24 protein-coding genes, 1 pseudogene and 1 riboswitch are annotated in these 26,211 nt (G+C 38.0%); of the genes and pseudogenes, 7 read left to right on the top strand and 18 right to left on the bottom strand.

Going from position 1 to position 26,211, the window contains the following annotated elements; genetic code table 11:
• Positions 1-33 precede the first annotated feature (33 nt).
• Entirely contained in the window at positions 34-1,779 is a 1,746-nt protein-coding gene (locus CYK55_RS01260) for an ABC1 kinase family protein (RefSeq protein WP_126133818.1), read from the top strand.
• Between the two features lie 180 nt (positions 1,780-1,959).
• On the opposite strand, the gene CYK55_RS01255 is transcribed toward CYK55_RS01260, so the two are convergent.
• The 8 genes from CYK55_RS01255 to CYK55_RS01220 form a co-directional block, all read right to left on the bottom strand.
• Positions 1,960-2,325, bottom strand: a complete 366-nt coding sequence (locus CYK55_RS01255) for a DUF2512 family protein (RefSeq protein ID WP_034689215.1) — start codon at positions 2,323-2,325, stop codon at positions 1,960-1,962.
• A gap of 175 nt (positions 2,326-2,500) precedes the next feature.
• Positions 2,501-2,947: a YaiI/YqxD family protein gene (locus tag CYK55_RS01250; RefSeq protein ID WP_034689216.1), complete on the bottom strand. Its 447-nt coding sequence runs from the start codon at positions 2,945-2,947 to the stop codon at positions 2,501-2,503.
• Positions 2,928-4,301 carry a hypothetical protein gene (locus CYK55_RS01245; protein ID WP_034689218.1) on the bottom strand — a complete coding sequence of 458 codons (1,374 nt, stop codon included), beginning with the start codon at positions 4,299-4,301 and terminating at the stop codon, positions 2,928-2,930. The genes CYK55_RS01250 and CYK55_RS01245 overlap by 20 nt, the downstream gene beginning before the upstream one ends.
• Before the next feature lie 433 nt (positions 4,302-4,734).
• Positions 4,735-5,223, bottom strand: coding sequence for a GNAT family N-acetyltransferase (locus tag CYK55_RS01240; RefSeq protein WP_200868967.1), 489 nt, complete (start codon positions 5,221-5,223; stop codon positions 4,735-4,737).
• Positions 5,224-5,248: 25 nt separating this feature from the next.
• Positions 5,249-5,851, bottom strand: coding sequence for a TVP38/TMEM64 family protein (locus CYK55_RS01235; RefSeq protein WP_034689220.1), 603 nt, complete (start codon positions 5,849-5,851; stop codon positions 5,249-5,251).
• Between the two features lie 331 nt (positions 5,852-6,182).
• The gene (gene udk / locus CYK55_RS01230; RefSeq protein WP_010734363.1) at positions 6,183-6,812 is read right to left on the bottom strand and encodes a uridine kinase; all 630 of its coding nucleotides are present in this window, start codon (positions 6,810-6,812) and stop codon (positions 6,183-6,185) included.
• Positions 6,813-6,895: 83 nt separating this feature from the next.
• Positions 6,896-7,591: a YjjG family noncanonical pyrimidine nucleotidase gene (locus tag CYK55_RS01225; RefSeq protein WP_010734364.1), complete on the bottom strand. Its 696-nt coding sequence runs from the start codon at positions 7,589-7,591 to the stop codon at positions 6,896-6,898.
• A 19-nt stretch (positions 7,592-7,610) separates the two neighbouring features.
• Positions 7,611-8,327: a 16S rRNA pseudouridine(516) synthase gene (locus CYK55_RS01220; protein ID WP_034689222.1), complete on the bottom strand. Its 717-nt coding sequence runs from the start codon at positions 8,325-8,327 to the stop codon at positions 7,611-7,613.
• A 321-nt stretch (positions 8,328-8,648) separates the two neighbouring features.
• Here CYK55_RS01220 and CYK55_RS01215 point away from each other — a divergent pair, with 321 nt between their 5' ends.
• The 3 genes from CYK55_RS01215 (at position 8,649) to CYK55_RS01205 (ending at position 11,500) form a co-directional block, all read left to right on the top strand.
• Positions 8,649-9,257: a 50S ribosomal protein L25/general stress protein Ctc gene (locus CYK55_RS01215; RefSeq protein ID WP_034689223.1), complete on the top strand. Its 609-nt coding sequence runs from the start codon at positions 8,649-8,651 to the stop codon at positions 9,255-9,257.
• Between the two features lie 325 nt (positions 9,258-9,582).
• Positions 9,583-9,906: a DUF960 domain-containing protein gene (locus tag CYK55_RS01210; RefSeq protein WP_034689224.1), complete on the top strand. Its 324-nt coding sequence runs from the start codon at positions 9,583-9,585 to the stop codon at positions 9,904-9,906.
• A gap of 217 nt (positions 9,907-10,123) precedes the next feature.
• Positions 10,124-11,500: an MATE family efflux transporter gene (locus tag CYK55_RS01205; protein WP_034689225.1), complete on the top strand. Its 1,377-nt coding sequence runs from the start codon at positions 10,124-10,126 to the stop codon at positions 11,498-11,500.
• A gap of 47 nt (positions 11,501-11,547) precedes the next feature.
• On the opposite strand, the gene CYK55_RS01200 is transcribed toward CYK55_RS01205, so the two are convergent.
• Positions 11,548-12,846 (bottom strand): hemolysin family protein, encoded by a 1,299-nt coding sequence (locus CYK55_RS01200; protein WP_034689247.1) that lies wholly within the window; start codon positions 12,844-12,846, stop codon positions 11,548-11,550.
• A gap of 260 nt (positions 12,847-13,106) precedes the next feature.
• Here CYK55_RS01200 and pepG1 point away from each other — a divergent pair, with 260 nt between their 5' ends.
• Positions 13,107-13,250 carry a type I toxin-antitoxin system toxin PepG1 gene (gene pepG1 / locus CYK55_RS01195; RefSeq protein WP_126134420.1) on the top strand — a complete coding sequence of 48 codons (144 nt, stop codon included), beginning with the start codon at positions 13,107-13,109 and terminating at the stop codon, positions 13,248-13,250.
• A 142-nt stretch (positions 13,251-13,392) separates the two neighbouring features.
• Here the strand turns inward: pepG1 and CYK55_RS01190 are convergent, their stop codons facing one another.
• The 4 genes and pseudogenes from CYK55_RS01190 to rpsO all read right to left on the bottom strand — a co-directional run bounded on the left by CYK55_RS01190 (position 13,393) and on the right by rpsO (position 18,476).
• Complete coding sequence (locus CYK55_RS01190) at positions 13,393-15,387, bottom strand: KUP/HAK/KT family potassium transporter (protein ID WP_126133817.1); 1,995 nt, start codon at positions 15,385-15,387, stop codon at positions 13,393-13,395.
• A gap of 100 nt (positions 15,388-15,487) precedes the next feature.
• Positions 15,488-15,745 (bottom strand): GlsB/YeaQ/YmgE family stress response membrane protein, encoded by a 258-nt coding sequence (locus tag CYK55_RS01185; RefSeq protein WP_010734373.1) that lies wholly within the window; start codon positions 15,743-15,745, stop codon positions 15,488-15,490.
• Between the two features lie 173 nt (positions 15,746-15,918).
• Positions 15,919-18,029 (bottom strand): annotated as a pseudogene (gene pnp / locus CYK55_RS01180) (polyribonucleotide nucleotidyltransferase).
• 177 nt (positions 18,030-18,206) lie between these two features.
• Complete coding sequence (gene rpsO / locus CYK55_RS01175; protein ID WP_010734375.1) at positions 18,207-18,476, bottom strand: 30S ribosomal protein S15; 270 nt, start codon at positions 18,474-18,476, stop codon at positions 18,207-18,209.
• 242 nt (positions 18,477-18,718) lie between these two features.
• Here rpsO and def point away from each other — a divergent pair, with 242 nt between their 5' ends.
• Positions 18,719-19,282 carry a peptide deformylase gene (gene def, locus CYK55_RS01170; RefSeq protein WP_034689228.1) on the top strand — a complete coding sequence of 188 codons (564 nt, stop codon included), beginning with the start codon at positions 18,719-18,721 and terminating at the stop codon, positions 19,280-19,282.
• An 876-nt stretch (positions 19,283-20,158) separates the two neighbouring features.
• Here def and CYK55_RS01165 read toward each other — a convergent pair.
• The 5 genes from CYK55_RS01165 to CYK55_RS01145 form a co-directional block, all read right to left on the bottom strand.
• A complete protein-coding gene (locus CYK55_RS01165; RefSeq protein ID WP_126133816.1) occupies positions 20,159-22,600 on the bottom strand; it encodes a hypothetical protein in 2,442 nt (813 codons plus the stop codon).
• 94 nt (positions 22,601-22,694) lie between these two features.
• Complete coding sequence (locus CYK55_RS01160; RefSeq protein WP_241234783.1) at positions 22,695-22,925, bottom strand: hypothetical protein; 231 nt, start codon at positions 22,923-22,925, stop codon at positions 22,695-22,697.
• 206 nt (positions 22,926-23,131) lie between these two features.
• The gene (locus tag CYK55_RS01155; RefSeq protein ID WP_034689232.1) at positions 23,132-23,659 is read right to left on the bottom strand and encodes a transcription repressor NadR; all 528 of its coding nucleotides are present in this window, start codon (positions 23,657-23,659) and stop codon (positions 23,132-23,134) included.
• Between the two features lie 4 nt (positions 23,660-23,663).
• The gene (locus tag CYK55_RS01150) at positions 23,664-24,500 is read right to left on the bottom strand and encodes a chorismate mutase (protein WP_034689233.1); all 837 of its coding nucleotides are present in this window, start codon (positions 24,498-24,500) and stop codon (positions 23,664-23,666) included.
• A complete protein-coding gene (locus tag CYK55_RS01145; protein WP_034689234.1) occupies positions 24,497-25,213 on the bottom strand; it encodes an NAD-dependent protein deacylase in 717 nt (238 codons plus the stop codon). The genes CYK55_RS01150 and CYK55_RS01145 overlap by 4 nt, the downstream gene beginning before the upstream one ends.
• Positions 25,214-25,389: 176 nt before the next feature.
• On the opposite strand from CYK55_RS01145, the gene CYK55_RS01140 reads away from it, so the two are divergent.
• Positions 25,390-25,686 (top strand): hypothetical protein, encoded by a 297-nt coding sequence (locus CYK55_RS01140; protein ID WP_010734383.1) that lies wholly within the window; start codon positions 25,390-25,392, stop codon positions 25,684-25,686.
• Positions 25,687-25,955: 269 nt separating this feature from the next.
• A riboswitch (Lysine riboswitch) is annotated at positions 25,956-26,130 on the top strand.
• The last annotated feature ends 81 nt before the right edge of the window (positions 26,131-26,211 follow it).

The raw sequence follows: 26,211 nt of genomic DNA, 5'->3' as shown, positions 1-26,211 counted from the left end.
TTATCGTTATGATAAGAGAAAGGAGGCATAGTTATGACCAAAACTACTTCTCGAAGCCGCTTAGCAGAAATCATTCACGTATTCATCAAAGAAAATGTTCTGCCAAATCTGATCCAACAAAAAAATCCTGAACAAGTAAAAAAAGCCTTTGAAGAACTTGGCTCAACCTTTATAAAAATTGGGCAAATGCTTTCTGTACGTGATGACTTACTCTCTGCTGAGTTTACTAAGACATTCAAAACATTGCAAGACAATGTACCAAGCGATCCCTTTGTCACGACGAAAAAAACGATTGAACAGGAATTAGACGCATCCTTAGAAACGATTTTTACTAGCTTCAATAAAGCACCTTTCGCTTCTGCCTCTATGGGTCAAGCCCATCGTGCAACGTTAAAGAATGGTGATGCAGTCGTTGTAAAAGTCCAACATCCAAATATTGCGAAGGAAATCATGATGGATTTACAGTTATTCGAACGGGCGATTCCTTTGATCAAATATATTCCTGAAACAAGCGTCATCGATTTAAAAGGTGTGTTGCAAGAAGTCAAACGTTCATTGACAAACGAATTGGACTTCTACAAAGAAAGTCAAAATGGCGCACGTTTCTATGACCTAAACAACCATTGGTATGAAATTAGATCCCCTAAAATCTATGAGGCACTTTGCACAAAAAAAGTCATTGTGATGGAAGAAATGTCTGGAAAGAACTTCAACCAATTGATGAATCTTGAAGAAACAGATGAACGTCTCATTGAGAGACTTACGAATACTCAATTGAAACAACAAGTGGCTAAACGATTGATCGAACATTTTATGAAGCAAATCTTTGACGATGGCTTTTTCCATGCCGATCCACATCCTGGGAATTTATTGTTCCGTCCTTTAAGCGTTGAAGAACTTTCAGAAAATGTAACGACAGACACAAAAGAACACCAAAAACAACTAGGCTCGATTTCTTTCAAAACGACTGCTACTGTCACTGAACCATTGCAACCATATACAATCAGTTATATTGATTTCGGTATGATGGGTAGTCTCTCCGCTTCGCTAAGACAAAAGCTGATGGAAATCGTTTTAGCGATTTATACACGAGATATTTACCGTATTGAAAAAGCCGTCATCAACTTATGTCAACAAGAAGGGCCTTTTGATGAAGGTGAATTCCATCAACAACTCGCTAACTTTTTGACGCAATATTTAGACCTCTCCCTTGAAGAAATCGACTTGCAAGAAGTCTTTGCGCAGATCGTCTCGATTTGCCACCAGAACAACTTACAAATCGATCGTGATATCACGTTATTGCTTAAAGCGTTTAGCACATTAGAAGGAGTGATTCGTGTCCTTGATCCTGAAGTTTCTTTGATGGAAGTCGCCACGCCCATTGCACAACGTTATTTCTTGGCACATCTCTCTGTCGAAGAAACCTTGAAGCAAGCGGGCTTAGATATACTCGATGGTATCAAAACCGTACCGAAAATCCCGCAGCAAGTCTATCACCTTCTAGAAAATTGGCGTTCTGGACAAGGAAAAATCAATTTGGAACTAAAAAAGCAAGACCAACTGATGAACCGGATCGAAAGTATGGTGAACCGTTTAGTATTTGGTGTGATACTCGCCGCATTGATCGTCGGCTCTTCGTTGCTTGTCCAAGCTGCACCAGACGATCAAATCAATTTTATTACACTATTAGGTATATTCACGTATACGATCGCAGCTGTGGTCATTCTCTTTTTAGCCATTGATACACTGATCAACTATTATAAAAAAAGACGAAAATAAGCGAAAACATCCCAAAATATGAAACTATTTTCGGATGTTCTCGTTTATTTTTTAAGCTGTGTACTTTTGACACAACCTCATTGCTGGATGATTAGAGTTAAGGATACGCACTATTCCTGTTTTTTAGTCTGTAGCCTTTTGCTCGCTATCTATTTGATAATGTTAGTTTTTTTTGTTTGATTATTTCATTTTTCGTTCATCTGGTACGATTCTTTGTGAGAGCAACCACTTATGGAAGAACCATTCAGCAATCCCGATCAATACCGCCGGTACTAAAGCCTTCATCCAAATATCCGTCATATCGTTCATAAAATAAAGATATAACCATAGAATGGCTGCAGCTGAACCAGCATCTGCAATTGTAGCCGCGATATTTCCTACTTTTCGTAAAATCAACAAATCACCTACTACATAGATCATGACAACAATGATTACTCCGACAATCGTTGAATCCATGAAACTAACACCATACAGTCCCGTTAAAACGATCCACAAAATCGCCCAGATCATGATTGCTTTTACCACCAACGCCTTCACATGTTTCATTTTCTGCACTCCCTTCTTTTTGGTTAAAAATATATGATTATATAATTAAATAATCTTCATAATTATATCTTTTGTTATAGAATCAATCAAAGATATCGTACTTATTTTAGCAATAAAAAAGATGAACTCCGCTTCTGTTTAGTTAGAAACAATGTTCACCTATTTTATATTCTATTCAAATTTCTTCAAGCGCTCGGATCAACACTTCTTTAAACCTTTGGTGATCTTCATGAGTGAAAGGCTTCGGCCCTTTCGTCCGAATGCCCGCTTTTCTCAACTTACTGCTCTGATAACGTTGTTCTAATAATCCATCAATGTTCGTGGCATCAAATTCCTTTCCCGATTGATGAAAGACTCGAACACCTTTAGGTAAGACCAATGAAGCTAAGCCATAATCTTGAGTGATCAAAAAATCACCTTTTTTGATCAGTCCGACGATTTTATAATCTGCACTATCTGCCCCTTTATCGACGTATACAAACTGTACATCGCTTGGATACTCTTTATTGGTATAGTGATCGACACTTGTCACGATCATCACCTCTAATTGAAAAGATGCCGCAATTTCAATCACGTCATTTTTCACTGGGGAGCCGTCACCATCAATGAATATTTTTTGCATGTTCTTTCCTCCATAAAAGATAAACAGTGATTACTCCAAGGATCAATACACTGACATTTATCCATTTTACGTAAACTAACAATTGGAGCATCGCATTTGGTACGCTCAGACTCCCAGTCAATTGGAGCAATACACTCACAGGTTCGTCCAACCATCGTGCCATCACTAACAGCAATGACATCAATAAAAATTGATGGGTCACACTTCCTTTATTTTGTGTCGTAAACTTTTTGATCACACGATTATCCATCGGTATTTCTGTATCGATCTCATAATACGTACGATTCAACCAACTGCCTACTACCGCGTGCCAAAAACTTAATAAGAATAAGCCAACCACAAAGCCGATTTGCGGAAGTAACAGAACCATCAACGAACTAAATAATCCAGCTAATTGAATGAGGACTGGTTCGATCGTGGGAATCTGGATTGCTTGATTGCCAATGATTTTGGCTAACACCATGCCTGCAATATAAGGTAAATACATATATACGCCTAAATAGTCGAAACCATAGACGCGGCCGATATAAAGTGTCCCGAATAAAAAAAGAAAATTACCTAACATGCCATTCAGAAAAGTAAAACTATTTAACCAAGTGGGTAATTTCCACTGCTTTCTAGCCCTTCCCAGATAAAAAGCTGCAAATAGAAACAACAGCATAAATCCATAGATTGCTACATCAAATAATGCAGGATCAATCAACAAACGAGCATTTCTCAAAAGAAACAATAAAACGAAAAAGCCAATAAATAAAAGCAACTCTTTGGTAGCTACCACATTCGACTTCATCTCTTTAAAATCCAATTCATAGCGAGGATAATGACTGATCGTATGGTATGCCATAATGTAGAACAATGTATATAACGCTAATGTCATCACGACTTGTGTCGGCCCGGGAAGCTCGATCACCCGAAACAAAACAAGCAACAACAGGATCGCAAATGGAAATTTATTTGCTGACATGTTCGTGAATCCCTGTTGTTTTTCATGGTAATTCACTGTGATATTTGTGGGGATCAGCCATGCCGCACTTAGTCCTAAAAGTACACTTGACAGATAATACAACGGGAAATAAAGGACGCCAAAAATCCCGATCAACGAACCTGCGCCACCCATCAATAAAGAAATCATCAACAAGGTATAACTATCCAAACCAAAGCGAATACTACTAACTAAAAACAGACCTGTCATCCGAAAGGTATAGAACAAAGTGAAGGGTAAAATCGATAACCATTGGTTCCCATCACTCAAACTTAAAAATAACAGATACGGCACCAAGATAACCGTATTACTCAAAATAAAAGGTGTCGTCTGGGTAAAGTTCCGCCCAAATCGTTTGATTTTATCAATCATATAAAAACTCCTTACGTGTTAAACATGAGTTACTTGTCATGTCAACGTATCATCTCTATAGGCATACTCACATGTCTGTAGGTACAAAACTGATTATACCATAGGAGCAAAGCAGCCAACACCCTATAGAGGTTGTGGAAGCAGCACACTGATCCGCAGCCAACCGATAGACAAAAAAGCAGGAACTCCACAAAATTTGACTAGCAAATTTGGGAATCCCTGCTTTTTTTGAGTGCTGAACATTTCTGTTCGCCACTCACTGGTGCCTGAAAGAATCAGACAGACAAGTCCTTCTCCACAAAAGTCTTGTCCAGCACGCCTACATCCGGTAGGTGATCCGTGGATCATGTGCCGCCAAAATCAATTAGACCTCTAACGTTCAGAGATCTTCTCGACCCGTCGCATAACGTATACTTTAACACAAGCAACCATTTTATGCGAGTCTTTTTTTCATTTTATAATCAACCATTTGAAATCCTTCGCCAATATCGCTGATCAATTCTCCCTCAATGACAAATCCCTGATGTTGATAGACTGCGATTGCTTGTTGATTTCCTTGATTGACACGCAAGAAAATCTCCTGTGCTTCTGTTTCTTTTGCTAGTTGTTCGTACCAATGAAAGACTTCAGAGGTCAAACCTTTCCCTCGTACTTCTCGAAGAATATAGAGTTTACTTAAATAGATCGAAGAACCCATTTTTTCATAAGCAGTATAGCCAATCGTTCTCCCCTCTAGCTTCAATAAGAAATAGTTGACCCCTGCTGCACATTCTTTTCCGATCTGTTTTTTCGATTGATACGTCTCCAACATATAAGCGACTTGCTTTTGACCGATAATCGGCGTAAAGGCTTCGGGCCATATTTCATGGATCACTGTCACGAGTTCATCGAGTTCTTTTTCAGTTACTACTACTTTCTCCAACATTTTACTTCCTCCATTCAATGAACTAAAAATGCCCTTGTGCTTGCTGGAATAAAAACAACATGATCATACTATATACAGCGACCGACCAAGGTTTTAAAAGAATAACAATTTGCATGTATTCTCTAAATGAAAGCTTCGTCAATCCAGCAACGAGACAAATCAAATCATCTGGCGCAAAAGGTAAAAGTAAGGTAACGATCAATACCTTTTTGATATTGTTTGTTTTTTCAATGACTAGCTGTTCAAATTTCCGGAATTTTTTTGGTGATAAGATAAAACGGACAAAACTCGTACCATAATAACGCACAAATAAAAAGCCGATTGCTTCACCAATAATCAAGCCAATACAACTATACAGCAACCCAAAGACATTTCCAAACATCAACATCCCTGCAACAGAAGAAATCCCTCCTGGCAGAATCGGAATGATCACTTGGATGATTTGGATAAGAATAAATAAAATGATCGCATAGCTCCCAAACTGTTGCATGAATTGTTGCAAAGAATCTGCTGATTGAAAGATGCCATGTCGATAGCCATACATGATCAATATGAAAAAAATACTTAATCCAACGAGTGGTGCGACTTGGATGGTTCTATGTACCCATGTTTTCTTCTCAGCCATATGCTTCTCCTACACTTTTCATTTTTCTATGTTTTATAAAAGAACAAGTAACGAACAACTACAAAATTGTCGTATGTAACTTCGAGCAACAGAAGCTTGATCCTCTGGTGCCTCCTAATCCCGAATAAACAACGTGAAGTAGCTCCTTCAGAAATAAGCGTAAAACCCCAAAAATTCAAAGGAAATTTTCGGTTTTTCACGCTTATTTCTCGGATTTGAGCACTTCCTTTATGGCTTGTTACCCACAGAAGTTACTTATAAAACACCGTTTATTTGGTTTTAGAAGATAGGCATAACAGCTACTTCAGTTCTAACATCTGTTCTCATCTTTTTACTGATGATTCAAAAAACTAGCAACTTTCGTTGTGATCAAGTCGATAGCTACGTGATTTTCGCCACCTTCTGGGACGATAATATCAGCGTAACGTTTTGTTGGTTCAATAAACTGATGATACATCGGCTTAACGACTGTTAAATATTGTTCGATCACAGAATCTAAGGTACGGCCGCGCTCTTCCATATCACGTTTGATCCGGCGAATGATCCGAATGTCATCGTCTGTATCTACATAGATCTTGATATCCATCAAATCACGTAAACGCTCGTCTTCTAAAATCAAGATACCTTCCAAAATAATCACTTCTTTTGGTTCTTGGATGATTGTTGCTTGACTTCTCGTATGGGCAACATAATCATAGACTGGTTTTTCAATGGCTTCATAGTTCAGTAGTTTTTCAACGTGCTGGATCAGCAGTTCATTATCAAAGGCAAAAGGATGATCGTAGTTTGTATTCAACCGTTCTTCAAAGCTAAGATGACTTTGATCTTTATAGTAAGAATCTTGTTCAAGCATCATGATGGAGTGGTCTGGAAAGTGACTAAAAATCCCTCGGCTGACGCTTGTCTTTCCGCTTCCCGATCCGCCCGTCACACCAATGATAATTGGCTTGCTTTTTGTCATTGACTAAAACCTCTTTCATATCCGTTTTTTCATTCTAATCTATTATAGCGAAAAAAAAGGAAAATGCACTATTTTTCTGAAAATTAATGAGGTGAGATTTCCAAGAGCGGGTAAAGTTCTTCTAAAGAATCAATCCGATAGGTTGGTTGGATCTCTGGTATTTCAGGCAACTTATTTTTATTGAACCAGATCGTATCGATCCCTGCTTCATTTCCACCTTTGATATCAGAAGTCAGTGAATCACCGATAATAACCGTTCGTTCTTTGTCCAACTCAGGAATATTAGCAAACACGTGATCAAAAAAAGCCTTCATTGGCTTTTGTGCGCCAATCGCTTCTGAGACAAAAATTTCTCGAAAATAATGAATCATCCGAGCATCTGTTAATCGTTGATGTTGGGTTTGAGAAACTCCATTCGTCACTATATAAAGTTCTGCTTCACTTGACACTGCTTCCAGTAATTCATGGCTTCCAGGAATCCAATGATGGCCCTGATTCAAATAATGTCGATACCGTTGATCCATCGCTTGGCTATCTACGGTCTTGCCGAACTGTTGGAACAACAGACCAAAGCGGTTGCCTGTCACTTCATCTCTTGTCATCTGCCCCTTTTCAAATTCTCGCCATAAATGATGATTCAATGCTTTATAACTTGTTCTGATCTCTGGTGTCAGTTCAATGCCTTGTTCCGCAAAGAGTTGGTGCAAGGCTTCTGTTTCTGTTTGTTGAAAATCTAACAACGTATCGTCTACGTCAAATAATAATGTATGATATTTCATCTGATTCTCCTATTTTCTTCTATTTAAAATATTTTTTCAGTTTTTTTAGTTCGTCTAACGTCAATGAACGATATGAACCTTCAGCTAAATGTGGATCTAACTGTAATGGGCCCATGCTGATACGTTGTAACGCAGTCACTTTTTTTCCATAAGCCAAAAACATTTTTTTCACTTGGTGGAATTTTCCTTCTTGGATCGTCAGGCGTACGATACTTTGACCTTGTTGGATATCCAAGACTTCTAGATGGGCTGGCAAACACTGATAGCCACTATCAAAGATGATCCCTTTTTCAAAAGCAACTTGATCATCTTCTGTCACTTGTTCATTGACGACTGCTACGTATGTTTTCTTCACTTTCTTCTCAGGCAGTAACATTTCATAGCCTAATTGTCCATTTGAAGTGATTAGCGATAACCCTGTTGTATCACGATCTAATCGCCCCACTGGATACAAAGGCTGGGTGCGGTCGGCTGAAGCCAACAAATCGATAACAGTCGTTTTGTGCATGTCTGTCACCGCTGTTACTGCTCTTTTCGGTTTATTCAGCATAAAGTATACTTCATTTGTATGTAGCTTTACGCCATCCACTTCGATACAGTGAAGCAAACTATCCACATTACGATTCTGTTTCTGTTCCACTTTACCATCGATACGTACGAGTTTCATCGCAAAAAGTCGTTTCATTTCTTTACGTGACGTTTCTAATTCTTTTTCTATTAATTTATCTAACCGCATAACTGCTTCCTCTCCTAGCTACATACGCATTATAACCTTAAACTTACACCTTGCAAAATGGAAACGCTAAGTTGTTTCCTTGACTTACTTAGAAATTCGCGTTACGGTTAAAGAGTAAAGTGAATTGGATTTCTCATACACAGCGTAATGACCTGGTGGAGAAAAGTTGAATTCTGACTTTTTAAGGGCAGATGCGCGCATCTGCCTTTTTGCGTTTTTTCGCGCTACCTGATAATGTGCAAGAGACCATGTGACATTCACTTAAATAAAATCTGTCTGACACCAAAGCAGACAGTCACATTTTAAGGAGGAATTTTGGTTATGTCAGTATCATTAGAAGTAAGTAAAAGAGAAGTACGTCCCCGTTCGTTGAGAAACAAATTGCGTCATGAAGGAAAAGTTCCTGCAATCGTTTATGGCTACAATGTAGAAAGCACGCCAATCTCATTTGATAGTGCGACATTTAGTAAAGTATTGCGTGAGAATGCCGCAAACACAGTTATCACAATGAACATTGAAGGAAAAAAAGTCAACACACTTGTTCATAAAATCCAATCAAACACATTTACCAACCAATTAGAACACGTGGAATTCCTATCTGTTAATATGACAGAAGAAACAGAAGTCGAAACAGAAGTTGTCCTTGTCGGTGAATCTACTGGTGTGAAATCTGGTGGTGTATTGGCTCAAAACCTATATACTGTGATTGTTTCTGCTACACCAGATCAATTACCAGAAAACATCGAAGTGGATATCACTGATTTAGCATTAGGTGATTCGATCACTGTAGCGGATCTACCGAAAAATGACGCATACACGATCATTACTGATGGAGAAGAACAAATCGCCGCAGTTGTTGCACCAACAGAAGAAGAAGAACCAACTGGTGAAGCAGCTGAACCAGAAGTGATTGGTTCAACTGAAGAATAAACGTCTTTTGATCAACGAAGCGATGACTAGTGTCATTGCTTCGTTTTTTATTTCTCTCTTAAAAAAGTATTTCAAAGACCAGTAGTTTCCTATTTATTACCCCTTATTTGTATTTCCCTACAAGCTTAAAAAACCTTATATAATAAGGTTTTTGCATGACCTCTTAAAAAATTCTTATACTTTAAAAAAAAGTATGCAAATATTGTTGCATTTTGTATAAATGTTTATTAGAATGAACCAACGTTAAAAAAGTATAACTCGTTTATCCTGATAATAATATGTTGTTCTCGTCATTTCGGTTTTTTAGACAAAGGAGGCTAAGCCGATGTTTGAAAGTTTTGATAATAACCGTAATCGATACGCATCATTAGGTGTGGTATCAAGTTTACCAGATGAACTGATCGATAGTATTTGGTTCATTATTGATTTAGACCTTAAGGGTGTTATTCCATTAGATAATATTTTAGCTTTTGATTTAATTAATAATCATGGGAAAGTAACCTTGCATTTTTCTCAAGCAGGCAGTACCGTTGAGATGGGGATCGATTTGCCATTCCCTTATTCTCCACAGTATCCGGCGCAAGTATTTGCCTATGATGATGGGACCAGAGAAACCATTCTTCTCCCAAGTGAAATTAAACAGTACTAAAATAAACCCTTTGTTTTGCACGATAGCCAAGTAGTTGACTCTTTGATTTTCATCGCAGACTCACTTCTTGGCTACTTTTATGATGACCTTCTCTGAAAATTTCCAGAAAACATAAAGCATTTTAGCTATTTATTTATCATGAGATTCTAATTGGTATTCCAAGGGTAAACACTATATACTACTAACTAAATTTTAAAAGAAATAAGGAGTTTACAAGATGCGCGATTTAACAAAAGGAAGCCCAGCCAAACTGATTTTGCTATTTACTGTCCCTTTATTGATAGGCAATGTTTTTCAGCAGTTTTACAACATGGTTGATATGATCATCGTTGGGCAGACATTAGGGAAAAACTCACTAGCTGCTGTAGGAGCTACCGGTGGATTAACTTTCTTGATTATTGGCTTTGCTCAAGGTCTAACCGCTGGTTTAGCCATTATTACCGCACAACGATATGGTGCGAAAGACTTCCGTGGTTTGAAAAAAAGTTTTGCTACAAGTGTCATGATTAGTGTCATTATTACTGTGATTTTAACCGTCCTTAGCTTAGTATTTATTCGTCCGATGCTTCAGTTGATGCAAACACCTGCAGATATCATTGATGAAGCACAAACATTCATCGTGATCATCCTATGGGGAATCTTTGCTGCCGTCAGCTTCAATTTATTGTCAAATGTTATTCGCGCACTTGGTGATAGTCGAACGCCTTTACTCTTTTTGATCGTTGCGGTAATTATCAACGTTGTCTTGGATTTGATCTTTATTATCAACTTCGGTATGGGAGTAGAAGGTGCTGCTATTGCAACAGTGATTGCGCAAATTGCTTCTAGTCTATTATGTATCGTCTATATCAAGAAAAAGATTCCGATGCTTCAGTTACGTAAAAAAGATTTTTCGTTCGATAAACAAGAGATCCGCACACATTTAAATGTTGCTTTACCAATGGCTTTCCAATCTTCGATCATTGCGATTGGTGCAATCGTCCTGCAATCTGCATTAAACAGCTTAGGTACAGATGTCGTCGCTGCCCAAGCCGCAGCTGGTCGAATCGATCAATTTGCTGTTCAACCTATGATGTCCTTTGGGATTGCGATGGCGACTTTTACAGCACAAAACTATGGAGCGAAACAATATGGACGTATCTTAAAAGGCGTTCGTCAAACATTAGTCATGAGTATTGGCTTTAGTTTCTTAGCCGGAGCAATTGTTATTTTCCTTGGCCGACCATTGGTAAGCTTGTTTGTCAGCGCAAATGAAACTGTCGTTTTTGATTTGGCGCAAACGTATTTCAACATCAATGGCTCTCTTTACTGGATCTTAGCTATCCTATTCATCTTACGTTACACTTTACAAGGACTTGGTCAAAGTAAAGTACCGACGATTGCAGGGATGATGGAACTGATCATGCGTTCTTTTGCTGCAATTATTCTGACTGGAATCTGGGGCTATCCAGGAGCCGCTCTCGCTTCACCACTTGCTTGGGCTGGTTCTGTAATCGTCTTGCTCTACTCTTATATCCGCGCTGTAAAACATTTGAAACAGTTAGATGCCGAACAACAGCAATTTTCAATTGAAGATGCTGAAATCAGTTATTAGATTCAGAAAAAGTGTTCCTCCTATACTTATTGGAAGAACACTTTTTTTTATGGATTCATTGGTAAAATAATCAAGCTGAAATAGTCGATATGCGCATGATCATATTCCAAAACGGTGAATTGAAATTGACCGATCGTAATCACTGTACCTGCCTCGATATCTTTTTGATAGCTCGACATAAAACCAGCGAGAGTGATGAAATTCGTCTCTTCAAATTCTGGAACATCCTCATTGAAGTAGCGCTCAAAATCATCTAAGGTCAATTTTCCTGAAACAATATAGCTACCATCTTCTTGTTTCGCAATCAAAGCTTGATCCACGTCTGTTTCGTCTCGAATTTCGCCGACGATTTCCTCTAAAATATCTTCAATCGTAACAAGACCGCTTGTTCCACCATATTCATCCTTTAAGATCGCTATATGTTTTCCTTTTCTTCGCATGATCGTCAATAGTTTTTTGATGGGGATAGTTTCTGCTGTCACGATTGGTTCTTCAATCAGAGACTCCACCGTTATCTGGTCATCCTCTAAAGATTGTTTGATCAACGCAGGTAATGTAACGTATCCTAACACATTATCTTTGGATTCCAGTATGACAGGATATCTCGTATGCCCGCGTTCAATCGATTCCTTGATGGCTTGTTTGACTGTATCTGACGCATCAAATACTTGCATCGATGTCCGATCGACTTGAATGTCTTTTGCCAGCGTGTCATCAAACTCAAAGACATTTTCTAAGTACTGGTATTCATCCTTTGTCAACTCACCTTGCTGGTAAGAGTTGAGGGCAACTAAAGTCAATTCTTCTTGTGAGAGTGTTTCTTCACCTTCTGATACTAGCTTCACGCCTAGCAATTTACCTAAGCTTGCTGCCGAATGATTCAATACCCAGATGAAAGGAAACATCGCCAGATAAAAATAATGCAAGGGTCTGACTACGAATAACACAACTTGTTCCGTATTGACGATACTATAACTTTTCGGCAAAAGTTCTCCCACCACAACGTCGACATATGTCACCAGAATGAACCCTAATGCGACAGAGATCGTTGCACTTATTCCCCGTCCAATCGGAAGTTGACCGATCCAGGGTTCCAATAATGCTGCCACAGAACCTTCGCCAACCCAACCAATGATCAAGCCTGTTAATGTGATACCCAACTGACTTGCAGATAAATAATCGTCTAAATGGTGGGTCACATGTAACGCTAGTTTAGCGTTCTTCACGTCGTCTTTTTCCAATTGCTCTAAACGGGAACGTCTGATTTTTACTAAAGCAAATTCACTCGCAACAAAAAAAGCAGTGATTGCTATCATCAAAAATAATATGACAAAATTTACTACCATTTGTTTCGCCTCACTTTTCCATTTTAATTGTACAACTTTTCGTAAAAAGAGTATAACTAGGAGGCTTTTGATTTCTGCTTCTCCCACTAGATCACTCTAAATAATGGAAGGATTTATTCACTTGTGTCACTAACATTCAACAGCTATTCAATAACAAGAAATTTATTAATTAAGGTTTAAAATGTGCGCATGTGCTATGCTATTATGTGACAGTACAGTTCAATGAAAATGGCTATCCTTCCGCAAGTGAGGTGGTGCGTATGCCCATACTTTCTAACTCTTATGAAAGGAGACGCCTTTTGTCGGCACTCGATACAGTCCAATTGATGCTCAGCTTTGGTATGTTTACCGTCGCTCTGGTCACGTTGGTTGTAGCATTGCTTAACAACGACAAAAAGAAATAACCGTCCTCGGCTTAAGACGGTTATTTTTACAACAATTAACTAAACCTATGCCGCTGTTTTTTAAACAACGCTATCAAAAGAGAGTTGTTATTGCAACCCCTCTTTTCAGTTTTAGTATAGCATAATCTAACGCTTTATCTACTTATTTTTTCCGTTCTTTCAACCATGTTTTTCTTGTTCCACCAATCAGCAAAGGTACTGTTTCATGTTTGACTTCACTGTATTCTAAACCAAACCATGTTTCTGGCGTCGTAGCGATTTTCTTGATGGCAAGTTTAGCTTGCATGATTTGTCGTTCCCATTTCCCAAGAGTTGTTACATTGGAAACTACTTCGTCGATCAAGATGAATTGGAAATCGCCGACTTCTCTTCCTGGAGTCAATGAATACGTCTGTGGTTGTTTTGGTAGACGTCCTTGTTTCATTAAATCGTGGATGATTTGTCGAACGTAGACATTGATTTCTTGTTGCACGCGGAATCCTAAGAATAGGTTCACTTGAATAACGAAATCGGTCCCCATCATATCCACTTGATATTCTTTCGTATAGGGTTCATCGGTTACTTCTACATGGACAAACCAATAGGCCTTCGCCCGCTTTGGTCGTTTATCTAAAATGGAATACACAAACTGGCGACCGACCTTCCCATCTGCCATATCCGGCACTAAGAAAACCACATTAGTTTGATACATTGGTAAGGTCTTGTCCTCTTTCAATGCTTGAAGTTGTGGAATATATTCTTTTAATGCCACTTCTTCTGCGACCGATTCACGAATGATATTTCCTTGTTCCCAAACAAACATGACTGCTAGAATGACTAAAGCAATCAACACAGCGACAAAACCGCCATGGAAGAACTTCACGATACTTGAAATAAAGAAGACGACTTCGATTGCCCCAAAGAAAAAGGTAATTGTATGAGCCAACCACTTCGGATAGCCAGTTTGGAGCAAATAGAAATAAAGTAAGGCAGTCGTCATCAACATCGTTACGGTAATGGACAGTCCGTACGCAGCTTCCATATGATGTGAGGTTCTAAAGGTAACGACAACCAGTGAACAAGCAATCCATAGAATCAAATTCACTGCCGGAATGTACATTTGTCCGATGCTGCTTCCAGGATACATGATTTTCAATCGAGGCAATAATTTCAATTTGATTGCTTCTGAAACTAGAGTAAATGATCCAGTAATTAGTGCTTGCGAAGCGATAACAGCTGCAATCGTTGCAAATCCTACTCCGATGACTGTAAAACTAGCCGGCATCATTTTGAAAAATGGATTCAAGTTTTCGATTGCTTGTGTTTCTGGATTTTGATAGACATTCAACAGCCATGCTGCCTGCCCAAAATAATTCAAGACCAAACATACTTTGACATACGGCCAGCTTAAACGGATGTTTCGTTTTCCGACATGTCCTAGGTCAGAATAAAGCGCCTCCGCCCCAGTAGTAGCCAAAAAGATATTTCCTAGAATGAATAAACCTAGCTTATTATCAGGACTAAATAGCAACTGGATTGCATAATAAGGATTTAAGGCACGGATCACTGTCCAGTCTTGACTGAAATTAAACATGCCCATAGCACCTAAAAAGGTGAACCATAAAAACATAATCGGTCCAAATGCTTTCCCAACGACTTCTGTGCCAAATCGTTGGACCATGAATAAAACAAAAATAATAACTAAAGTAATAATAACGATGATGTTCTGGTCATTGCCGAAACGGTCAAAGAATTGTGGAATCCCACGTAATCCTTCAATAGCGGTCGTAACCGTTACAGCAGGTGTCAGTACGCCATCTGCTAACAATGCTGCGCCACCGATCATTGCAGGTATGATCAGATATTTACCGCCTTTTCTAACCAAAGTATATAAAGAAAAGATACCACCTTCCCCATGGTTATCTGCATTTAATGCAATCACGACATATTTGATCGTTGTTAATAATGTCAAAGTCCAAAAAATCAAGGAGACTGCTCCGATAACAAAATCTGGGTTGATCCCTCGCAAGCCGCCATTGTCTTCTACGATTGCTTTCATTACATAAAGCGGACTTGTACCAATATCTCCATAAACAACTCCCATGGCTACTAGTAACCCTGCCATCGAGATTTTTTTTGTGTTATGCTTTGTTGTCACTGTTCCCCCTCATTTCTCCAATCCTATGATTGACCTAAATTTCACCTAATTATCCAAGGATTCAACCTTGGTGTCAATCAATTCGATAAAAATAACTAAGTCAACGATGCCTTCTTAAATAATCAGCAGTAAATGAGTAGAGAGCTAAACAAACGAGTGCCCCGATCAAGGATGGGATAAGATAAAAGCCACTGATAGATGGACCTAGATCGCCTAACACAAATTCACCTAACCAACTTCCAAAGAAACCAATAATAATATTTCCAGTGACGCCTCCTGGTACATCTTCATTAAGAACAGCTCCAGCAACGAATCCTAATATGCCACCTACTATTAATGAGAATAAAAAATGGATCATTTCCATTCCTCCTTTTGCACTTTAAATAACTAAGTGTTTTTTAAGAAAATTTAAATTGACCCTCTATGCCTTTTCTTTAACGATTAAAAAAATAAGCGTACTACTTTTGAAAATATAAAATTATTTTCGTAGTAGTACGCTTATTAAAAAACTTTTATCTTAAAATGATAGAATTACTTCTTGTCCTCTTCGTTCAACATTGCTTTTCTTGAAAGATTCACCCGGCCTTGTTTGTCGATCTCTGTCACTTTCACCAACACTTCATCGCCTAGTTTTACAACGTCTTCTACATTGTTTACACGTTCATTCGCTAATTGAGAAATATGGACTAAGCCGTCTTTCCCTTTGATCAAGTTGACAAATGCACCGAATTTTTCGATACGAACAACTTTACCAAGGTAGACTTCGCCAACTTTGACTTCTTTTGTCAAATCTTCGATGATCTTGATTGCTTTTTGGATCATTTCTTTATCAGAAGAAGCAATACTTACTTTACCGTCTTGATCGATATCAATCTTCACGCCTGTTTCATCAATGATTCCATTGATCGTATCGCCACCTTTACCGATGACATCTTTGATTTTCGCAGGATCGATTTGGATCATTTCGATTTTCGGTGCATATTGGCTAAGCTCTTCACGTGGTGTAGCAATCGTTGAAGTCAATTCTTCTAAGATTTCCATACGTGCTTGTTTTGCTTGTGCCAATGCTTCTTTTAAGATTTGTTCCGTGATACCTTGGATCTTGATATCCATTTGTAGTGCTGTGATCCCATCTTTTGTTCCGGCAACTTTGAAGTCCATGTCGCCTAAATGGTCTTCTAGACCTTGGATGTCTGTTAAAATCGTATAGTTTTCACCATCAGATACTAATCCCATAGCAATACCAGCTACAGGTGCTTTGATTGGCACACCTGCGTCCATCAATGCTAAAGTACCTGCACAGATACTTGCTTGAGAAGATGAACCATTCGATTCAAGTACTTCTGCCACTAGACGGATCGTGTAAGGAAACTCTTCTTCTGAAGGAATCACTTGTGCTAATGCACGTTCACCTAATGCACCATGACCGATTTCACGACGACCTGGTGATCCGGCACGACCAGTTGAACCCACAGAAAATTGTGGGAAGTTATAGTGATGGATGAATCGTTTGCTGACTTCTACACCTAAGCCATCAATGATTTGGTGTTCCCCTAAAGGTGCCAATGTACATGATGATAGTGCTTGTGTTTGTCCACGAGTAAATAATCCAGAACCATGAACACGTGGCAACAAGCCAACTTCTGATGCTAAAGGACGGATCTCATCTAATTTACGACCATCAGGACGGATTTTGTCAATCGTGATCAACTCACGAACGACGTCTTTTTCAAGATCTTCCGTAATTTGTTTTACTTCTTTTAGTAATTGCGCTTCCTCTTCATGACCCGCAAATTTCTCTGCATAAGCTTCGCGAATATCGACTTTTACTTGGGCGATATTCTCTTCACGAGCTAATTTTTCTTCTGTCATGACCGCTTCTTTCATCGTGCCATACGATGCATCAAAAATTTCTTTTTTCAAATCAGCATCGACTTGTAATAAAGAAACTTCCATTTTTTCTTTGCCGACAGCTTGAACGATTTCTTCTTGGAATGCGACTAATTCTTTGATTGCGTCAAATCCAAATAATAATGCGCCCAGCATATCTTCTTCAGAAACTTCTTTCGCGCCACTTTCAACCATGTTGATTGCTTGTTTTGTACCAGCTACGCTTAATTCGATATCGGTAGTCTCTGCTTGTTCAACTGTTGGGTTCAAGACGTATTCACCATTGACACGACCAACTTCAACACCTGCGATCGGTCCATCGAAGGGATATCTGAAATCGATAAAGCTAGGGAAGAACCTAACATTGCTGCCATTGCTGGGGAACAATCTGTTTCTACACTCATCACGATATTTGTGACTTGGACTTCATTACGGAAACCTTCTGCAAACATTGGACGGATCGGACGGTCGATCAAACGAGCAGTCAGGGTTGCTTCCGTACTTGGACGACCTTCACGTTTGATAAATCCTCCTGGGATCTTACCAGCTGCATACATTTTTTCTTCATAATTGATCGTCAATGGGAAGAAATCTGTATCTTTCGCTTCTTTTGAAGCAACTGCCGCACTTAATACGACCGTATCCCCATAACGAACTAATACTGCTCCATTGGCTTGTTTGGCTAATTGGCCAACTTCGATCTCTAAGGGACGTCCGCCCCATGTCGTTTTAAAAACTTGTTTTTCTGACATAAATACTCCTTTTCTTTCTCGTGAACGCTAGACGCTACTAAACAAACGAAAACCGCGAAAGCGAGCTTTTGCACCTTTCATTTGGTTAGTAGGAGTCCATCGAGCTGATTCACAGAAATGTTTGATAGTTTAAAGTAAAAAAGTGAGATTCACGCGAACCCCACTTTCTGTTAAAAATTAACGGCGTAAGCCTAGACGTTGGATCAATTCACGGTAACGTTGAACGTCAGTTTTACGTAAGTAAGCTAACAAGTTACGACGATGACCAACTTTTTTCATCAAACCACGGTATGAATGATGATCTTTTTTGTGAACACGTGCATGTTCGTTCAAGTGGTTGATTTCTTCAGTTAATACAGCGATTTGTACTTCTGGAGAACCAGTATCTCCTTCATGACGTGCGTAATCTTTGATGATTTCGTTTTTACGTTCTTTTGAAATTGCCATTTCTTTCACCTCGTTTAATTATTCCCCTGTGACTGAGTAAAACGTTGGTGATTCGTTTAACCAAGTAACAGGACATATGCTTTAAACATACAGCTATACTTTACCTGAATCTTTCTAATAAATCAAGTGTAGAATCCTTAAGAAAATCTAGTTGATTAAACAATCAGGCTACTACTTTTTCAAATTTATGGTAAACTATTAACCGAAAAGAGAGTGTTTGATAAGAAAGGGGTACATATTCCATGATCACAATGGATGATATTATTCGAGAAGGCAATCCAACATTACGTGAAGTCGCGCAAGAAGTCACTCTTCCACTCAGTGAGGAAGATCTTTTATTAGGAGAAGAAATGTTGGAATTTCTTAAAAATAGTCAAGATCCAATCAAAGCAGAAGAATTAAATTTACGTGGTGGTGTCGGCCTAGCTGCGCCCCAGCTTGATATTTCAAAACGGATCATTGCGGTCCACGTACCAAATCCAGATCCAGAAATCACAAAACCGACGTTGAGTACGGTCATGTATAACCCAAAAATCTTGAGCCATTCCGTCCAGAATGCTTGCTTGGGTGAAGGTGAAGGCTGTTTATCAGTCGATCGTGAAGTTCCTGGGTATGTTGTGCGCCATGCAAAAATCACGCTTTCGTATTATGACAAAAATGGGGAGAAACAAAAAATCCGTTTAAAGAATTACGAATCAATCGTGGTGCAACATGAAATTGACCATATCAATGGCGTAATGTTCTATGACCATATCAACGACCAAAATCCTTTTGCCTTAAAAGAAGGCGTCTTGGTGATCGAGTAATAATGGATAATCACAAAAATGAACAGAGAAAAGCAACTTCATTTGCTTTTCTCTGTTCATTTTTTCTACCGTAAAAGATCATCTCTGATTCCAGCATTTTACGTCCGTGGATATCAATCATTTATAGTCAGCTATCTGGACAAACTCTTTGTCCTTTGTCTCTAAAGTTAACAATAATGCGAGCATAGTCACTCTTTTTTCAAACTCAAGCTTCTTTTGTTTGTCTAACATCTTCTGTTTTATTCTCTCTACAAGAGGGATTTCGCTTATGTTCGTAGAAGTTATTTATCTTGTTGAAGAAGAACTTGATTACACGTTTTTAGTTGTGCGCTCACCTCAGCTACATTAAGTTTTCCATCGATAATTGACTGTTTCGGGATTTCCTACTTGTTCAATTCTCATTTTCAAAAAACCTTGCATTGGCACAGACATCAGCGTTGCTCGATCTTTCTTGCTTTGCTTATCTTATTGTTGTCTTATAAACTTTTTACTATAGTCTTCATAGTCTTTTATTCTTTTTCTAAAGAAAAAAACAATGCAAGCATCTCTGCTTATTTGTTGAAATCATTACCACTTTCAGTCATCTTGTCCTTCGGATTTTGGTTACTCAACGTTCCGACATTGTTTTTTGTTGGTATGTTTTTTTCTGGGGTATCCCGAAATTCTTTCCAAATTTAGTTGGTCGGAAATCAGTTAACAATGTAGCCATCCTAACGTTTTCTGGATTGGTTTGTTTGGTTGTCTCATTTTCTGCTGGAATGCTTCTCCCTTTTTTAAATAGATTATTGAACCGAGTCACAATACTACTAAAGCAATGGGATTTACTTTTAGCTTTCTTTCTAGTGTTCGTGCTTCGATCATTCGTTTCTACCATTCTTATTTGATACGTTTGACTTTTTTTTGAATTGATTGATCAGTCGCTTGATCAACCACTCGTTTTATTGGTTTTTGTAGTGGCTCTAGCTTCATTTTGCCTCTGGTTTCAGGCACTATCTGTTCAAATAGCGTACTTACATTTTTGCACAGCTTAAGCTCATCTAAGGATTCCTTTATAACCCCTTCCTTATTTTGTGAAGTTTCTTTTCCAAATAAGCATCTTTTAAGATTGTCCAATTCACTCTTCTGTTCATTTGAACGAATTTTGGCCACTATAACTTGGTCTTCTTTTACTATCGTGCTTAATTGGGTAACGACACTCTTGAAATCCTTAAGGTTATCATTGACTACTACCTTAGCTTTTTGTGGTTCGATCGTATCTAGCGAAGTGAATGTCCGTTCATATTTCTTTGTCTCTTCATTTAACGGTGGAAGCACATCGATAGTTGCTTTTTTGGTTACCTCTATAGGAAAGGTGTTATTTTTGATAACTGATTTTGGCACACGATTTGCCCATAATTCTGGCTCACGCTCCCATGGCGCAACTACTCTTTGCTCATTTTTCCAAAAAACAAGTCTACCTTGTAGTTGATTTCTTTGAAGATACAAAACTCGCAGAGCATGATCAAACACATCATTTCTAAAACCGTCCATTATTTGATCCATTTGCTGATGAAGCGAATCTAATGGTACCCATATCTCAACCTCTTCTCTTTTTTTTACCGCTTCAATCAGGATCAATTCAGAATGATGGAGCAATAGGTTTTGGATCCCCGCATCTGCAATCTCTTCAAGGATTTGATTATCAGGTTCCATTGTTTGTGCATATTTTTGGCTCTCTTCCAATAATTGCATTGGATAAACAGCATTTAAGTTCAAATCTGTACTTTCTCTTATTACGTGAATGATTTCTTTAAGTAGAGGATTGTCTTGTATTGCTCTTTCTAAATCCATGGAATTAAATGAACGCTTTTTTAAGGCATGAAAAATCATTTCTATGTAGACTTTCGGATCATAGGGTATCTTTTTTTGTCTATGATCTAAATGATCCAATTTTTCAATTAAGCCTTTTCTATTCTTATCTTCACCAAAAATCAATATGTGTTTTAAGTTCTCGACATTTTTTTCTATTGGAGAAATCATTTTCTGCGGGTCATGGATCGATACAGGTTCGCTCAGTTTCTGTTCTATCTTTCTTTCTTTTGATACTTTGCGTTGGTGTAATTCCCCTTGTACTTCCTGTTTTTTCTTTTCTAAACTAGCTATCATTCGTTGGATCATTTCCTTAGCTATCGGAACCTGGATAAATGGTAAACGACCATTGATTATATTGGTTATGTACTTTTTTCGATTAAGATATTCTATTAAATCATCAGCAGAAAACTCTGCAAGCTTACTCGTAGAATGAATGCCCAGTGACTTAATGATATTGTTGGATTTTTCTTGGATCAGGTTCTCATCTATAGTTGGGAGTTGTCCAGGATTATTGAATATTGCTGAAATATATGGATCTTCCTTAAAAAGAAACTGAATTTGTAGATGCCATCGACGATTTTTAGTATAAATATTTTTTAAAAATTCACTTTTGAGCTGCCCTTTTTTACATAAATAATAAAGGTATATATAATCCAACTGCCGATTTAGCTCTGGATTCTTTCCTTTTAAAGCAATCAGAAATCGATTACGCATTTCCAAAATTGATTCAGCATGTTCTGAATGCCATTTAGGCGTCACTTGCTCACTCGTATCTAAAGAAAAGAGATCTTTTCTACAATTATATAAAATTGTTTTTAAAGAAGCATCGACTTCGCTAACGGAACAATTTCCACTCTTTTGTCCTTTCATCGTGATGGCCGGTATACCGATCGATTCGTTTTGGATGGAAAGAGTTGCTAATCTGTTCAATACAAAATAGGGTTTTCGAACTTCATGAAATCGCTCATCAAGAAATAGTTGACTTAATTTCAAAATATTTGTTGGAGGAATCTCAAAATAAGAAACAGTTTGATCATCGAATCCTTTCTCTTTATCCACCTTCATAATTACAAAAGAGTTATTCTTTTTATAGACTGTTAATCCACATGTATGCGACGAAATCTCTCCATACTCCCCTGGATAAAATGAAGAGGGAATAAGTATGAAATCTGTTGGATCATTATTTCTCAATTTTTCCAAGATCATTTGAACTTGTTCTATTTTCTCAAAATCATAAAAATCTATTGTCCGATTTAGCGATTCAATGATATTTTCTTTTTGTCTCTTTTCAATAAAAAAATCATCTTGATCATCACGAATCATTTGAATATACGTTGAGAATAATAATTGATAATCTTTATTTAAACCAAAATTATTGATATTTTCTTGTAGTGATAAAGACAAAGCTAATATATCCAATTTTTTTCTAAATTCATTCGTTGAGTCAGTTGTTGTTTGATCTAACATCGTTGACCTCCAAATAATTATTATTTTTTATCCATTCGTTTTCGAATACGTATTTTTAACTTAGTCAGCGAGAAGGCTCCTTGACACGGACCGTTTACTTGCTTTGCAATTGAAACCTTGGGTCCTCCATCATGATGGCTTGAATCTCTTCCCATAGTGGATATTTGCTACCTGCTTTTATTTGGTCAATCAACTCTTTAGGTTGAAGAGAGAAATTCTCAAAAGGTTGTTGAATGAGATCGTCGACTAACCCGTCCATATAAACCAATGGGTCATATGGATTTGTTTTTTTCCTGAGTTCTCTATCATTCAACTGTTGTTCCAAATTGCTTTCAGCTACTCCAAAGCAAAGAATTTTTTTGATTTGTTCCTCGAAGCATTTTTCTCCCTCTTTCAATAAAAGTATTTGTAGCATTTCTGTTCAGTATAGTTAAAGTTTTGCCATAGCATAAATCAATTATTTTATAAATAAAGAAAAAATGAGATTGAGATAGAAGTAAAAACACTCCTATCTCAATCTCATAAAGTAAATTATTGATTCCCTTCGAACAAGATACCTGCTTCTGCCAAGCCTTGTTTGATTTGTTGCAATACTTCCTTATGTGAGTAACGGATCGTATGCAGATGGATCCCATCCGTTAATTCAGACAATAACGAAGCCTGACTTTTCCGATAACGTTTCATAAATGAACGAATATCTTCTGCTGTCTTGATATGAAGCATTCCTGTCAGTTCGCCATACAAGGGATGCTCAACGATAACGTCTAGTATCTCGCCACCATGAGCAACGATCAACTGTAATTCTTCCTCTGTTTGTTCTCTCTGATGTTGTACTGCGATTTTACTGATGAACCCATTTTTGGCTTGTTCATCTTCCAAAAGATATCCTCTGGCCGTCGCCACGATCGCTTCTCCTGCCGCTCGTAGCAACGCAATGTCTCCTACAATGATTTGGCGGCTGACACCAAAACGAGTAGCAAACTTACTGGCACTGACAGGTTTCTCTGCATCAACTAGCGTTTCAATAATTTCTTTTCGGCGAGTTTCTCCTTCAATCATTTATCTACTCCATTCGTTTCTTTTGATAGTTTCGTGAGTGCTTCATGATATCTGCATAAGTAGCTAAGATCGTCTCACTGTATTCTGGTGTTTTCAACCAACTAGCAACTTTATCCAACACTTGTTGTTCTCTTTTTTTATCATAAACCGCTTGGTTAGTTGCTTGTTTGACGTCACCGATCTTCGTGACGGTAGTCATTCTTTTTTCAAGTAGTTCTACTAATTGGTGATCGATTTGATCAATCGATTGTCTCAACTCTTCCAATGCCTCTTCAGGCATTGGTTCATCGATGCGTTTGATGATCCGTGCCGGATTCCCTGCGATTACTACATTATCTGGGAACGATTTGGTCACGACTGCTCCCGCCCCGACCACGACATTGTCTCCTAAAGTCACTCCAGGTGTGATGATCACTCCACCACCTAGCCACACATTATTGCCGATCTCGATTGGTTTAGCAAATTCTAACCCACTATTTCGCTTCACTGGATGTAGTGGATGTGTGGCAGTATAAAGCTGAACATTAGGGGCAAACATGCAGTTATCACCAATTTTGATCGTACTGACATCTAAGAATGTACAATTAAAGTTCGCATAAAAATTCTCACCTACATAAATATTATAGCCGTAATCAAAATTGATTGTCGGTTCCATATAAATCTTCTCGCCGGTAGCACCAAATGTCTCTTTAAGTAATTGACTGCGAAGTTCACTTGTTTCCGCTTGGTTGATGATCTGGCTTTGACTTCGAGCAAATTTTCTATCGGCTGATAATTCTGGATCACCCGCAAAATAAAGTTCGCCTGCAATCATTTTTTCTTTTTCTGTTTTAGCTGTCATTTTACACTCTCCTGTACTTTTTTGAACACCTTCGTTCCATCTGTTTGGACAAATCGGTACGCCTCTGATAGATAGACAGGGGTCTGATTGATGACTAATAGTTTCGCTTGTGGTGAGCGAAACTGGATCAAATCACAAAAAGGATGGACTTGGAAACTTGTCCCTACAATCACAATCAAGTCGGCCTGACTGACAGCAAAAGCTGCTTGCTCTAATACTTCATCCTGGAACCCTTCTCCATATAACACAATATCTGGGCGAATTTGGCCACCACACAGTTGATGCTTATCACTGGTAAGATAATCTTGCCAGTCAACAGGTTGATGGCAGTTTCGACAATAACAATGATACAGATTCCCATGAAAATTAACTAGTTTTTTACTTCCAGCTTTCTCATGTAACCCATCGATATTTTGCGAAACGACCCATACCTCTTTTTCTTTAGCCAACTCTACGATTTCTCGATGGATGATATTCGGGCGTGCTTCGGGATGATAAAGATGTTTGAGAAACGAATAAAATTTTTGTGGTTCTTCATCCATCGCTTGATGACTCAATAAATATTCTGGACGATCCAGCCCTTGATAAACACCTGTTAGTGAACGGTAATCAGGTATTCCAGAAGGTGTGGACACACCTGCCCCTGTTAGAAAGGTCAGTTTTTGACTTTCAATTATCGCTGTCGCTGCTTCTTCAATTGTTTGTTCCAACATTTATCACTCACCTCTCTTCTATTATAATCGAAATAAAATGAAACATACCCTCAATCGAATGAAAATTCAGAGATTTTTTTTGAGAAAATACTCACAAACATCACTGACAAAACAATGAAAACGTGCTACAATACCAATGATCTGTATATTTTTAGTATGAAATGAGGTGAATCAATATGGTTGCATTCTTAATTTATTGGGGCGTTATTTTAGCATGTATCGCTTGGTTAGCATTAAGTATTTATTTCTCTATCTTCTATTTAGTACGTAAAGAAAATGGAAATCTATGGGCGTTTGCCTTTTTCAATGTATTGGCAGCAATTGTTCTAGCAATTACATTAGTTGTTTATCGCACATGGGGCTGGGGGATCACACAATACTCTAGTTTGATCTATCTCGTTTTAGCTATTTATGGGGTAACAGTTATTTTACAAGCCATTCTTGGTCGTGAACCTAAGAAAGCTACAGCTTAAAATATTTTTAGATAAAAAAGAAAACAGACTGCGTGATTTTGCAGTCTGTTTTTCGTTATTTTACTATCATTTAAGTTTTGCATAAAATGTATAATTATTCTTTTTTTGAAAACATTCTCTTTTCCTTTTTTCATGAAAGAAATTAAATAAACAGTATTTTTCTTTATTTATCAACTTTTTTCTGCAAAAATGTAGTTTCTCATTGACAAAGTGGCTACTCTATCGTAGACTATTTTTTGTATAAATAACTGAATACGAGATGCCTCAATCAATGAGGTAGAGGTCGCGAGAATCATTAAACCTGTGGAGTGGAGCAAACATGTGGAAGCAGGGCTAGGGAGGATCGCCGAAATGTACTTTTTTTTGCTTAAAAAGTATGTTGGGACGTAAGTTAACAGCTTACGGACTGTCTTAGCAGTGATGCTAAGTTGCGCTATGTTTTGTGAGAGGTTTATCACTCTGTGAAATTTAGCGGCCCTTTTGTACCTACAAAGTGGTCGTTTTTTATTTCTCCTTGATAAGCAA

It is taken from the genome of Enterococcus mundtii, assembly GCF_003957375.1.
Classification (GTDB): domain Bacteria; phylum Bacillota; class Bacilli; order Lactobacillales; family Enterococcaceae; genus Enterococcus_B; species Enterococcus_B spodopteracolus.
This window is presented reverse-complemented; position numbering and strand designations above follow the sequence as displayed.